The 14,675-nt window shown below is 44.9% G+C and carries 4 protein-coding genes; all 4 read right to left on the bottom strand.

Features of this window, described 5'->3' with window-relative positions; all coding sequences use genetic code 11:
- Positions 1-16: 16 nt before the first annotated feature.
- The gene (locus PBAT_RS19800; protein ID WP_068652157.1) at positions 17-811 is read right to left on the bottom strand and encodes a CPBP family intramembrane glutamic endopeptidase; all 795 of its coding nucleotides are present in this window, start codon (positions 809-811) and stop codon (positions 17-19) included.
- Complete coding sequence (locus tag PBAT_RS19795; protein ID WP_246168373.1) at positions 808-1,611, bottom strand: CPBP family intramembrane glutamic endopeptidase; 804 nt, start codon at positions 1,609-1,611, stop codon at positions 808-810. Before PBAT_RS19795 ends, PBAT_RS19800 begins: the two co-directional genes overlap by 4 nt.
- A complete protein-coding gene (locus PBAT_RS19790) occupies positions 1,611-2,465 on the bottom strand; it encodes a CPBP family intramembrane glutamic endopeptidase (RefSeq protein WP_068652155.1) in 855 nt (284 codons plus the stop codon). The genes PBAT_RS19795 and PBAT_RS19790 overlap by 1 nt, the downstream gene beginning before the upstream one ends.
- 115 nt (positions 2,466-2,580) lie before the next feature.
- Positions 2,581-14,667: a non-ribosomal peptide synthetase gene (locus tag PBAT_RS19785; protein ID WP_068652153.1), complete on the bottom strand. Its 12,087-nt coding sequence runs from the start codon at positions 14,665-14,667 to the stop codon at positions 2,581-2,583.
- Positions 14,668-14,675 lie beyond the last annotated feature (8 nt).

Raw genomic sequence — 14,675 nt, 5'->3', positions numbered from 1 at the left:
ACACTCCCTTCCTACTCTATTTGAAGCTACCTGCTGTTTGCTTATTCCGTGGCAGCCGGCGAGAACGAAATAATAGAACAAAGATATGAGCTAATAGCGCCAATCCGCTAATAATGGTAAGTGCAACCACCGTTGCTGAAGACCATTCTTTTATGAAAAGCGATACAACATACAGGGAGGTCGTACTGATCATATGTGTAATTAATGACGACCATAGCGACCCTGTCGAGACACGAATCACACCATAAATAACTGCTCCTAGTGCCGCAAAGAGACCCACAGTTATATTCATAAAGACAGCCCCAAAAAATACAGCTTGTAGCAATACCGACAATAGTGTGGAGAATCGCTCGCGGAACAAATGTAGCAACAAACCACGGAAGAGCCATTCTTCCAATAAAGAGCCTAGTAGGATGCTGCCAAACAAAATAACTAAAAAGTGTCCTCCATCAATAATGAACGTTACTAGATTAGCTATTTCAGGGTAGTTGTCTTTGATCCAAGAGATCCCTGAGAATGATGCAATAAACAGACCCAGTGACAGACCCGCTCCAGCGCTAACGAGCAACGATTTCGGAGAGACAAAGCCCAGATCCGCAAAAGAAACACGTTGCAAGCGTTGCAGAGGTATATAGAGTGCAAGAACAATTAGGTTAGCGATAATAAAAATGCTTGCTGGATTGTTGTCAAACCAAGTTTTGAGATCCGGCTGTGATATCCAGTTGTATATCGCTGTATTCATAAGCATGACGGTTCCTGCATAAATGATGAGATATAACAGAGATTTAGCGAATATCAATACTGTTCTCACAGATTAATCGCCCCTTGGTTTGTTGATGTATTACGAACCTCCCGCTTAGATAAGAACATTCCAAGAACAATGATTATGAGAGATATAACCATTCCAGTTATTAAGACAGGAAGATTGTCCGTCTTAGGACCCCAATGCCACAAGATATACTGTATGCCTTGGCAAGCCACTTGAGCGGCTATGGGCGCCCATATGGAATCGAACCAGACGTAGATCAGAGCAAAAATAACAGCTCCTAGAAACCCGTAAATCGATAGAGGGATATCGCCGGTAAAAAATAATACGCCGTACAAAATACCTTGAAGAACAATAGAAATAACTAATGGAAGGACGCCTCTAAACGCATTAAGGAGTACCCCTCTAAATAACGTTTCCTTATATATGTTTCCAAGAAGAAGGAACAGTAGAAACACATACCACTCAACCCGATAAAGATAATCGAAAAGAACATTGAATTGTACTAATTCGGATTGAATTCCAGGCCATTGTGCGAATGCAACTGTAAATAACCCTGCTCCTAAGCCAATAAGTAGGGAGAGCACAAGCGCCCTCGCCCCCATCTTCCGATACCGTGCAGCTTGAAATATATTCACTTTAAAAATATATTTCAGTGCGAGGTACATAAGTGGGAAGCTCACAATATCATTAAAGACGATAAAGATTAATGTATTCTGTTGAAACCAGGCATTATCCTGATAAATGAAATGATTGAATATATAAAGTGCCGTGAAGAACCAAGCAAAATAAATCCCGATAATAACGCCAACTTTTGCTAACATAAGACCCCATTGTTTCAACATTATAACCCCCCACTCGTCGGAATAGATTTCCCTTGTACAGGGTTCCTGTTTTCTCCATTGCCACTTCTCCATACATATACAGTACCCGCTAGTAAACTGAGTAGGCTCACAATGGTTATGACATACAACATACCTTCGCCCAGTTTATTTAACGTTTCGTAGAATCCAACATACTTAGCAATAAAGATCAGACTCATCGCTGAAGTTTGTACAATAATTGGAGCCCATATAGAGGATAATCTAATGCATAAAATAGCGTATATAATCCCCGATCCAAGTCCAATAGCAGACAAACTTAGACTCGGTTGAAAATATGCATAGATTGCAGCTTGTACAATAATCGCTGCAATCATAGGCATAACGGATCGTAAATGCTTGTAAATTAATCCTCTAAACAATATCTCCTCGTAGATAGGTCCTAGAAGACCAACGCCAAGTATGACGAACAATATGGATTCACTTCTCATCATGTCATTCACAAGACCTGGAATGGACGGGAAGTTGCGTGCAATAAAATCAATTTCCATGAGTCCTATGCTGAATAGACATCCGGCTAACCCCATGCCAAACATAAACATGGTATTTTTGAGTGAGATGCGTTTAAACCTACTCGCCTGAAACAAGGTTTGTCCCTGCCCGGGCCATATGCTTTTCTTCAAACGGAATAACAACATATAGAGCAACAAGATGACAGCAGAGAGCACTCCCATGAACATAGCAGGATTATAATCCATAAATTTCGCTAAGCCAGTGGTAACCTCCCACTGATAGGTCGCCCTTAGCAAAAATAGCACGGCATAGAAGATACCCAAATAGAGCGCAATGTTGCCAATCATTAATAATATCTTTTTCACATTGGTGCCCCTTTGCTTGTTTGATTTATTTGTCTATAGAGATTGAACTGAAATTTGCACTCACAAGTTCGATCATTTCTAAAGAGAATCACGAGTATATGGGTTCGTCTTTAGTTCAATCTCTATTGTTGTCATCCGTACCGGATGTTGCTGTCTGTTGAAACTGATGAACAGCCATCCTTAGCAGTTTGACATAACCTTGCGCCCATTCCTTAACTTTCTCCTTTTTCAAACGGCGTGCATTAAATTCCAACAATCCATTAATGACGCCCTTAACCTCTGTTCCCTTGCTACTATCTATCATCAGGACAATATCAAATACTTGGAGCAGTTCCTGTCCGGTAGCAATGCTATTCTTCGATCCATCCACATACAACGGCGCCACACTAAAACCTTCATGACTTCCGCGCTCTAACTTCACCTGTTGCACATCATAGTCCACCTCAGCATCATTTAAGGACGACACGACTGCTCGTAGCATTTCGTCGAACTCCTTCACTGTGCTGAAATCAATCTCAACAGGAGCGATCCGTCCTTTAGATGTTGCGACAGGCAATAGGATAAGATTCGAATTCGCTTGCTGCTTCCAGAACAATAAGTAAAGCGCCAAAGTTACCGACTCAACAGTAACGGATTGAGACTCCGCGAGCTTATTAAGCCCCTGTACCAAATCTGTGTCCAAAGTTAACTGGAACGAGCCCTTCCATTGCGCAGCATATGCTTCATTGCTACAGTCTTCCCGTAACGAAATACCACTCCAATGCCAAAGGCGAAGCTTATCACCACGTGAGTCGATATATTCAGCAAGCAATGCGATCGTCGGATAATTGAACAAATCCGTCACCTTCAGCACACCAGGATATAGCTCGTCCAGACGTTGATGAACGCGGATGAGGAGTAGCGAATCCCCACCGACATCGAAGAAATTATGATTCGCACCGATATCTGAGCGACCAAGTAACTCTCCCCATACAACTGCGATCGTTCGCTCCGTGTCACCTGAAACTTCTACATAACTTATCCCTGTATCCAACATTCCATCTGGTGTTGGCAATGCCTTCCGATCTACTTTGCCATTCGGAGACAACGGCATCTGAGGAAGCTCCATATAGACGGCTGGAATCATGTAGTCTGGTAATGTAATCGCCAAATGCTCACGCAATTGTATCGAGGTTACAGATTCATTCATTACGACATATGCACAGAGGAATGGCGCTGAACCAGCCGTTCCTTCACGCTTAATTACAACGGCTTCCTTCACACTAGGATGATTCGTGAGTGTATGTTCAATCTCACCGCATTCAATCCGATACCCTCTTATCTTTACTTGATGATCCAATCGTCCCAAGTATTCGATATTGCCGTCAGGTAGCCATCTTGCCAAGTCGCCTGTCCGGTACATCACTTCACCTGATACGAACGGATTATTCACAAACCTATCTTTTGTCAAATCAGGACGTCTCCAATAACCACGAGCCAAGCCAACACCTGAGATACACAGTTCTCCAGCTATTCCTACGGGTTGTATCTGCAGTGCGTCGTTCACCACATATAAAGAGATGTTATCGATTGGCTTCCCAATCGGTACACTTGTCAGGGTTTCTTCGCACATACAATCGTAATACGACACATCAACTGTCGCCTCTGTCGGGCCATAAAGGTTCACGAGTGCCACATGATATGGTTTGCCTATATTACTTCTGAATCGTTCCACATGGTCGACTGTCAGTGCTTCACCACTTGCGAAGATAGTACGCAAGCTCGCAAGCTCCTTACCAGCATCAACGATGCCGGGACTATCCATAAAGAGATGAAGCATCGACGGTACAAAGTGCATGGTCGTCACCGCATGTTTGGCTATCGCATTTACGATTGCGCCAGGATCTTTCTCTCCGCCAAGCTCAAGTAGACACAGCTTAGCTCCAACAAAACTCCACCAGAACAGCTCCCAGACCGACACATCGAATGTGATCGGCGTTTTCTGCAGAATGACATCATTCATATCCAAGGAATAGTTATTCTGCTTCCACATGATACGGTTGACGACAGAATGATGTTCAATCATGACACCCTTTGGTTGACCCGTTGAACCTGATGTATACAGTACGTAGGCCAGGTTTCGAGAATGATGTATCTTTTCCAAAGCAGATCCATTCTGCTCCTGTTGTAGCATATCCGCGACATCCAATATCTCGGAACCTAGTAATAAATTACGCATTCCTATATCCCGTGTTAATACGATCGTTGCTCCAGAATCAGAAAGCATATACTGAATGCGATCCTCAGGTAATTGAGGCGATATTGGCACATACGCCGCTCCCGCCTTCAATATGCCGAAGATCGCAATGATCATCTCGATGGAACGTTCCATCATGACGGCAACGGTATCCTCACACTTCACTCCTCGTTTTCTCAGTGCCCTTGCTAAGCGATTCGCACGCTCATTCAACTCGCCATACGATATTTGGGCCGATTCATCTACAACGGCCGTTACATGCGGAATCCACTCCGCCTGTGCTTCTAGGTAACTTTCCACAGTCCTTTGACTTGGATAGGCTATAGCGGTCTCATTGAAAGCAGTAATCTGATTCACTTCTTCTTCTGCCGTCAGCAAACTGATTTGACACATTGGAATATGTTTATCACGCGTAACCGTTTCTACAATACGGATATAGTAACTAATCATTCTGCGAATGCTTTCCTTGTCGAACAAAGCGGTCGCATACTCTACGGCGATATCTATTCTGCCTTCGCGTTCTGCCAGCTCAAATGTCATATCCAACTTAGATACAGCATGTTCTAGTGAGCATGTCTTCCATTGAAGCTTATCTGTCTCCATCATCGGAGTCTCCATGTTCTGCAAAACAAACATCACATCGAAGATCGGATTCCGACTTAGATCACGAGGTACATCAAGTGCGGTTACACAATGCTCGAACGGTAACATGCCATTATGCATTGCTCCCAGTACACTCTCTTTTATCGCTTCCGCTAACACGGCGAAGGTCAGTTCACCCGATGGCTTGCTACGTATGGCAACCGTGTTGACAAACATGCCAACAAGCGGCTCTGTGACTGGATGAAATCTTCCGCCTATCGGTGTTCCAACGATAATATCCTCTTGTCCCGTCATTTTATAAAGTAGAACGTGGAAACACGCTAACATGACATGGTAAGGTGTCATACCTGATGCGATTGCTAATGACTCTACCTCTTCCATCAATGAAGGAGGTAGCGTATCTATAAGCTTGCTTCCCGCAAAACTCTGCTCGGAAGAGCGAGACCTGTCCGTTGGCAAGTCCAGAAGCGGTAGCGTGCCCGACAACGTCTCCTGCCAATATTGCTCCTGTCGATATCTTTCATCGCTACTCATCCAAGCTTGTTGCCAGACCGCGACATCTCTGTATTGGATGTCAAGCGGAGTCAGCGTGCCTCCGCCATACAACACTGCGAAGTCTCCTGCCAGCACAGACATGGAAATACCATCCGATACGATATGATGCATGTCGAGCAGAAGCATATGATCTTGTTCACCATTTGTAATTAACGAAGCACGTAGAAGTGGCGGCTGCTGTAAGTCAAACGGTTCAATAAACCCTTTCATTTCATCCACACTATCCACATCTTCAACTCTTGTTATATTTGCTATCAACGTCACATGTTCATGAATCCGTTGAACAGGCACACTATCGTTCCATTCGAAGCTCGTTCTTAGCGGTTCATGCCGTTCGATCAGACCTTGTAACGCAAGTTGCATCCTCTCCACATCTAGCTCACCTATCATCCTTAGCGCTAGCGGCAAATTGTAGGTCGTCGTGCCTGATGGATTCACATGATGCAGCACGAACATGCGGTTCTGAGCAAGTGACAATGGGTACGTAGCCTGCTGCTTCGTTCTCTGAATATGCACTACCGCTTTCCTCGACGCCGCATCGATCAACGCTGCCATATCCTCTAATACTGGAGCTCCAAACACATCCTTCAACGAGAAGGAGACCTCTAGTTGCTGTTCCACCGCTCCCGATAACTGAGCAGCACGTAGCGAATGTCCCCCTAATACGAAGAAATGGTCGTCTACACTTACTCGATCAACGCCAAGGATATGCTTCCATAACGCCGCTAGCCTCCGCTCTGTATCACTGCGCGGTTCTCCCCCGCCAACGGAATCAGTATACGTCGGTTGCGGAAGCCGATTGCGATCAGTCTTGCCGCTGGCACTTAGCGGTAGTTCACTCATGAAAACAAATAGTGATGGAACCATATATTCTGGGAGCGACTGCTTGAGTATATTCTTCAGTTCACGCTCATCAAGTGTATAAGTTGTTACTACGTAAGCGCACAAGGCGACCTCACCGATTCTATCTTTCACGGTTGTGACAATAGCATCCGAGACCGTCTCAAGCTGCAGTAGAGCATGCTCTATCTCTCCGCATTCGATCCGTTGACCCCTGATCTTAACCTGATGGTCGAATCTGCCCAAATATTCGATATTACCATCTGGTAGCCAACGTGCACGATCACCTGTCCGATACATTCGCTCGCCAGGGAAGAATGGATCGGTTACAAATTTCTCTGACGTCAACTCACCACGATTGAGATAACCTCTAGCGAGGCCAACCCCTGCAATACATAGCTCTCCTGGAATGCCGATTGGCTGAAGACTCAACTGCTCATCAACAACATATAATCGTGTATTGTATATCGGTGCACCAATTGGCACTGATCCATGTGAATAGTTGGCACAATCATAAGCGCTAACATCCACTGTTGCCTCAGTCGGTCCATACAAATTAATGAGACTCGTGTTCGTCTCTCCACGTGAAATCATTTGATAGAAACCTTTCACATGTGCAGGCTTCAATGCTTCTCCGCTTGTAAACACATAGCGCATATCACCGAGCGGCTTATCACGTCTCGATTCCGTTGTATATTGAAGAAATACGCTTAGCATGGAAGGAACAAAGTGCATGACTGTCACGGACTCTTCGTCCACAACGTTCATTATGATCTGCGGTTCCTTCTCTCCATGTGGCTCCAACAAATAAACGGAAGCCCCGACAAAGCTCCACCAGAAGAGTTCCCATACCGAAACATCGAACGTAATAGGCGTCTTCTGTAGAATAATATCCTGTGGATCTATAGGATATTGAGATTGCATCCAATTCAATCTATTTATGACCGATTCATGTTCAATCATGACACCCTTCGGCTTACCGGTAGATCCAGATGTATAAATGACGTACGCCAAATTCTGTGAGTTAGATACTGGTTTCAACACTTCCGGATGAAGTTGTAAGCTCTCGTCTAAACCTTCGAGATCAACAATTTCTCCTTCAAATGACAACCGCTCTATCCATCTGCATTCGGCACATAAAAGCGTGGCCCCACTATCTTCAAGAATGTAATGAACTCGATCCTCAGGGAATTCAGGGTCGATAGGCAAGTAAGCACCTCCGGCCTTCAGAATACCCATAATGCCAATCATCATTGCAAAAGAGCGTTGTGCAACTATCGGTACGATCGAATCTGCCTCGACTCCCTTATTACGGAGTTGCAGAGCAAGTCGATTTGCCCGCTCATTCAGTTCCCCGTAAGTAAGCGCCCCTTCACGAGATCGGATCGCAATAGCATCAGGGGTCTTCGCTACCTGCTTCTCGAACATTCCATGAATAGTGCATCCTTGTGGATAATCATTTGTCGTATCATTCCATTCCCGAAGTAGGATTTGCTCCTCCATATCTGAGATCAAGCGAATAGAAGAAGAACTCTCAACTGGATGATCTACCACTTGCGCAAGCAGACTCAACAATCGCTCCGCAAGACGCTCCATCGTTTCTCTTCGGAACAGACTTGTGTTAAATTCCAATTCCCCCCGCAAACCGCTGCTACCCTGACCATAAATATCTAATTTGAAATCGAGCTTGGATGTAACATTTCCGCTAATTGGAGTGGGTTGTAATCCCCATGTACTACCCTTCACTTCAGGGTTGGCTTGGAACTGGTTATGCAAAATCAGCATCGTATCAAACAGCGCATTACGCGATGGTTCATATGACATTTGTGCCGCTTCGATCATTCGATCAAAGGAAGTTCCTTGATGCTCGAATGCTGCAAGCAATTGTTCATGGGTATCCTTTGCAATCTGAATGAAGCTTTCAACTTCCTCCATTACAAGACGAATAGGTAGGAATCCATTAAACATCCCGACCATATTTGTCGTATCAGGATGGGTCCTTCCAGCCGTTAGGGCACCAATGACCAAATCCCTCTGGCCCGTATAGTTCTGGAGCAATATCGCATAGGATGCAAATAGCACGCTGTTTAGACTAACGCCAATGGTGTCCGACAACTCTTGGAGGCGATTAGATAGCTGTGCAGGGATGTCGAATACCACTGTCTCGCCGCCGAAAGATTGCCGTTCTCCACGAGGGAAATCAAGTGGCATATCTAGAAGTGGTAGCGGTGCTGCAAGTTGATCCTGCCAATAACGATCACTCTCTAGCAGTCGCTTAGTTACGTTCTGTTTGGTTCTCCATACGGCATAGTCCTTGTAATGAACAAGAGGTGGCTCTAGGTGCTCTCCATCCACTAGTTGTACAAGTTGCTCCATGATTAACCCGATAGATATGCCATCAGCGATAATATGGTGCAGATTGAGGAATAGGTAGGCTTCACCCGATTCACAACTTACTAGGCTCGCGTCGAGCAATGGTGCTTGCATCAAGTCTAGCGGCTGTACGAAAGTTCGGAACAACTCTTCTAACCCATTCTCTTCACATTTCGTTTCCTGTAGCTCGAAATGGACTTGTTCATGCACAATCTGACATGCCTCGCCGCCAATCAGACGGAACGATGTTCGGAGCGGTTCATGTAAGCTGATAAGCTTCTTAAAGCCCTTCGCAAGCTCACTGTGCTGAACTTGCTTCGTTAAACGCAGTGCAAGTGGAATATGATAAGTTATCCCAACATCCCCCATTGCTTCAATAAGGAATATTCGCTGTTGTGAAGGACTCAAAGGATAGGATGCCAACATAGGTGCCTGTAAGATTGGATCAAATGCCTCTTTACTTGCTCCGTCGATCCATGCTGATTGTTCTCTTACCGTAGGACGCTGGAAAATCTCCTTGATCGGCATTCGAACCTGGCATTGTTTGTAAATTTCAGATACAAGCGTCGCCGCTTTCAGTGAATGCCCACCATGTTCAAAGAAATGATCGCATACACCTACAACTTCTACCTTCAACACCTGTTGCCAGATCCCAGCAACCTTCTCCTCCGTAAGAGTCGCCGGCGCGACATATGCAGCAGCTATTCCTTGTGCGGTATAATCCGGCTCAGGCAATGCACTTTTGTTCAATTTCCCATTCGCGGTGAGTGGAAGCTTCTCTAGCTGTACGAATGCAGAGGGAACCATAAACATCGGAAGCTTTGCTGCAAGCTCCGTACGCAACTGTTCAATAGATATCGACTCTTCAGCAACGACATAGGCGCATAAGAGCGGATCACTATCGCGGTATTTCAAGACAACAACCGCTTCTCTCATGCCTATGCACTCTAGCAGTTTACTCTCGATTTCTCCAAGCTCAATACGGAACCCGCGCAACTTCACCTGTGTATCCATTCGATCCATAAACTCTAAATTTCCATCTGGTAATCGTCTGACCAAATCTCCCGTCTTGTATAACAATTCCCCAGCCTTGAAGGGATGTGCAATGAATTTAGAGTCAGTCATTTCCTGCATATTTAAATAACCCGAAGCCACCCCATCACCAGCAATACATAGCTCGCCAGGAACAAGTGCAGGAACCATATGTCCACTCACATCCAAGACATACGCTTCTGAATGTGCAATCGGCTTGCCAATTGGAATGACTACTCCATCTTGTTCCAACTCTTCAACCTTATAACAAGTTGCAAAGACGGTTGATTCAGTCGGTCCATATACATGCAATAGCACCCCAGGACCAAGAGCACGTAACGCTCTCTTAACATGCGGGGCAGATGCTCTTTCACCACCGAACAGTATGTGACGAAGCGTAGATAACTCTTCCAGTCCATGATCGACCAACGTATTAAACAATGCCGTAGTCGTAAAAAACACACTGACATTATTGTTTCTGATCAACCTTATGAGCTGATAAATATCTAACAGATCGTCTTCATTTACAAGAACTAACTTGGCTCCATTCAGCAAAGATCCGTATAAGTCGAAAGTCGAACCATCGAAGGCATAATTGGACAACTGCAGGAAGACATCTTCATCTGTTAAATGAATATAGTCTGTATCCACAACAACTCGGGAAACGTTGCGATGAGTTGTCAAAATGCCCTTCGGAATACCCGTAGAGCCAGAGGTGTACATAATATAGGCAAGATCCTGCGCCGTTGATTCAATAGACAGATTATGCTTATCTTCCTTCCCCCACTCCCCGCTTCTAGCATCCATATCAATGACATCGATACTCATATTGGAATCGTGCAGAAGCTCCCGGCACAGACTGGCTGTCGATGCTCCCGCAATAAGTGTGGAAATACCAGCATCCTGAAGCATGAATCGAATACGTTCTGCTGGATACTTGGGATCGATTGGTACATAAGCCGAACCTGTTTTTAAGACTGCGAGAATGGCAATCGGCATATCACAAGATCGAGAAAGTAGAAGTGCAACACGCGAAGTTTTCGTTACACCACGATTTATCATCCATCTCGCTAGCGCATTCGCCGCCTCATTTAGCTCAGCATATGTCAAGGACTCTTCTTCTAACACTACAGCGATATGTTCCGGCACCCGTGAAGCTTGCCGTTCAAATAGCCGATGAAGTGGAATATCTCTAGGGTACGGCGTTTGTTGTGCTTGGCTATTGCTCATAAGCATTGAACGTTCATCCGTATCTAGCAGGGCAAGATCGATCAGAGGTGAATCAGGATACCGAACCGCTTCTCTCGCCAAGGCGATGTAGTGACGAGCAAACTGCTGCACCGTCTCTGAACTATACAAATCAACCGCATATTCGATGGAAATATTAATACCTTCATCTGACGAGACGCATTCCCAGCTCATATCAAACTTTGCTGTGTTCGTGTCCATAGACGCGGGTTTAAATGTCACATCCGTCGCTCTGAATTCTGGAAGCTCCATGTTCTGCAACGTAAACACGGTATCGAACATCGGATTGCGACCATATTCCCGTTTAGCTTGAGTGAGTTCCACAATCTCTTCATATGGAACATCCTGATTACCTAATGATGCCATCAGATCGCCGCTCATTTTTTTCAAGCATTGGGATAATGGTAGTGTGTGGTCCACCTGGAATCTGAGCGGCACCATATTGACGAACAAGCCAACAACACCTTCCATCTCCGAGCGTGTTCTTCCAGCTGCGGCTGTACCGATGACGACGTCATCAGCTCCTGTATACTTACTTAGCAATATGTAATAAATCGATACTAATACGGCATACAGCGTACTCCCCGTTTGAGCAGCCAGTAGCTCCAGCTCTGTTGTGAGCTTCGCATCCACAATAACTTTTTCTGTTGCTCCCCTATAACTAGGGTTTAGGGGGCGCAAATAATCCATTGGGATATTAACCGTTGGAACACCATTGTCGAATAATTGCCGCCAGTACATTTGCTGTTTAACCTTACATTCGTCTTGTTTAGATGCTTCCTCCCACAAGACAATATCACCGTAGTCTAGCCTCATTGGAAGAAGTTCCTTACCTTCGTACAAGGCAACAAATTCTCCAATCAGAATACCCATCGCCGTCCCATCCGTAATCAGATGATGCATATCGAACAACATCAGATGACGCTCATCCTCCAGCGTGATCAATTCAATCCGAAATAATGGTGCTTTGTCTAGTGAATAAGGTTGAAGAAATGATTTCATCCTGCTCTGTATTCCGCTATCCAACCATTCACTACCGTCCGCATATGCAATCGGCACTTCTACATCCGTAGCTATTCGCTGTACTACCCGATCATCTTCCATGACGAATGATGTGCGTAAACTAGCATGCCGTCCAACAAGTACTCGCCAAGCTTGCTGGAATCTATCCAGATCCAACTTGCCGTCAATGGTAATCGATTGTGGCAGGTGATAGTTAAGCAAACCCGGATTCATCTCTTCGAGAATAAATAATCTCCTCTGTGCAGATGAAGCTGGATACCATTCCCTCGACTCTACCTTCTCAATCGGCCCTTGCGCTTTAATTCGAACGCTACCCTCTACCATATCGTCAATAAAAGTTGCGAGCGAGCGGACCGTATGATGTTGAAAGAGCTCACCAAGCGAAATATCTATACCGAACGTCTCTTGCAGTTGGGCCGCTACGTATGTCGCCCGCAACGAATTGCCCCCATGCTCCAGAAAATGACTATCGATACCGATCCGATCCCTCTTTAATACCTTTTGCCAAATAGACAATATTTTGTGCTCGCTATCCGTGGTAGGAGGAACAATGATTTCTACAGTAGGCTCTGTTACCAATGTTTGCTCCAGTAAGTACAACTCTGCAAGAACAGTGGCAAACTCATCGCAACGCATACTATCTGCAAGGACATATCGTTGAATTTTACCTGAGCTTGTCTTTGGAATGCGTCGTACCGGAACAATGAGTTTCACTTGGAATCCAGTTCTTCGGTTTAAGAGCCTCTGAATTTGATCTCTTAGCGGCATGAATCCGCCCAGCTTACCGCGATATTGTACGAATACCGCAATTTCATCTTGTTTTGACACATCTTCTTGGACAGCACAAATGGCTACTTTTCCGATTTCAGCACCATTAACCTCACTTACGAGTGCCTCAAGATCATGTGGATATACGTTTTGTCCGTTCACGAAGATAATATCCTTCATACGACCCGTCACATATAACCGCCCATCTCGCATAAATCCGAGATCACCTGTATTAAGCCAACCGTCTGGAGATATCGTTACTTCGTTGACATCTGGTCGATTGAAATAACCTCTTGTTACATTACTACCCTTGATATGCACAAGACCGATACTTCCATCAGAGATTTCTTGTCCCTTCTCGTTGCATACCTGTACATTACAATCTAGTACTGGAAATCCAAGCTCTACAATTTCGATATAATCTGGATCGTCAGATGATATGATTTGTATCTCGTCATCGATATTCAGACTCTTCCTGTTCAAGTAGAGTGTATTTAACCTTTCCTCCACATGTGGGAACGTCACAGCTAAGCTAGCCTCGGCTAATCCATATACGGGGAAAATACAATTTTCACTAAGACCATAATTCTTCATGTGCGCAATGAATTGCCGAATATGAGCTGCTGATATCGGCTCCGCTCCGTTGAAGATGAGGCGTACTGAAGATAAATCCCAATGCAGCGCAGCCTCAGCTTTAAAGTGCTGAAGAAAATGAACATAACCGAAGTTTGGAGATGACAAACAAGTAATACGATGTTTATTCGTCAGTTCCATCCACTTCATCGGATGAAGTACGAACATCGATGTAGGCATTTGCCATTGATTCATCCCTCCTAGAATCGGGGTCAGATGAAATCCGATTAAGCCCATATCATGGGTTAACGGTAGCCAACTTAGAGATGAATCTGCTTCTGTTGATTGTGACCCAGCCATGATCGCCCGCATATTTGACAACAAGTTACCATGCGTCAATACAACACCTTTAGGATCTCCTGTTGAGCCTGAAGTGAACTGTATAACGGCTACATCTTCTTCCGTTGAGTCATAAATGCTACCCAGTCGACCAAGTCCCACTCCAGCTTCCATCAATTCTTCTATATACAACATTCTGTTCTTGAGCTTCTCTATGGCATCATGCTCTTCATTCTTCGAACAATAAGCGACAACAGATTCCCAAATGTCAGGCTCACACAGCAAGTACGGCTCACCAAGTTGCTTGCTGACTTGGAGTAACTTCCTCCGCCCTTCATCCGTTCGTCCCGCCGTTAGCGGAACTGGAATCATCCCACCTAAAATACAAGCCCAGAACAGAACAATAAATCGTTCATTGTCTTCTGTCTGGAGCACAACATAACTTTTAACCCCCATTTCTCTTTCTTGTAGTTCACCTAGCACCAATTGTGCAGTCTGATGAAGCTGTTCATATGACATGAACCGTTCTCTTCCCGCTTCACAAAACGTTATTCCAGAACCATTTCTTTGACTTTCAAGGAGTACTTCCGAGAGATTGTGAACTACGCTCATTTAGATTC

Origin of the sequence: Paenibacillus antarcticus (assembly GCF_001637225.1) — a bacterium.
Classification (GTDB): domain Bacteria; phylum Bacillota; class Bacilli; order Paenibacillales; family Paenibacillaceae; genus Paenibacillus_AQ; species Paenibacillus_AQ antarcticus.
Note: the sequence above shows the minus strand (reverse complement) of the source record. Positions and strands in the feature narration are given on the sequence as shown.

Excerpts from the sequence above, each read along its gene's own strand:
- PBAT_RS19795 (WP_246168373.1), bottom strand. The coding sequence starts at position 1,611 with ATGTTGAAACAATGGGGTCTTATGTTAGCAAAAGTTGGCGTTATTATC.
- PBAT_RS19785 (WP_068652153.1), bottom strand. The coding sequence starts at position 14,667 with ATGAGCGTAGTTCACAATCTCTCGGAAGTACTCCTTGAAAGTCAAAGA.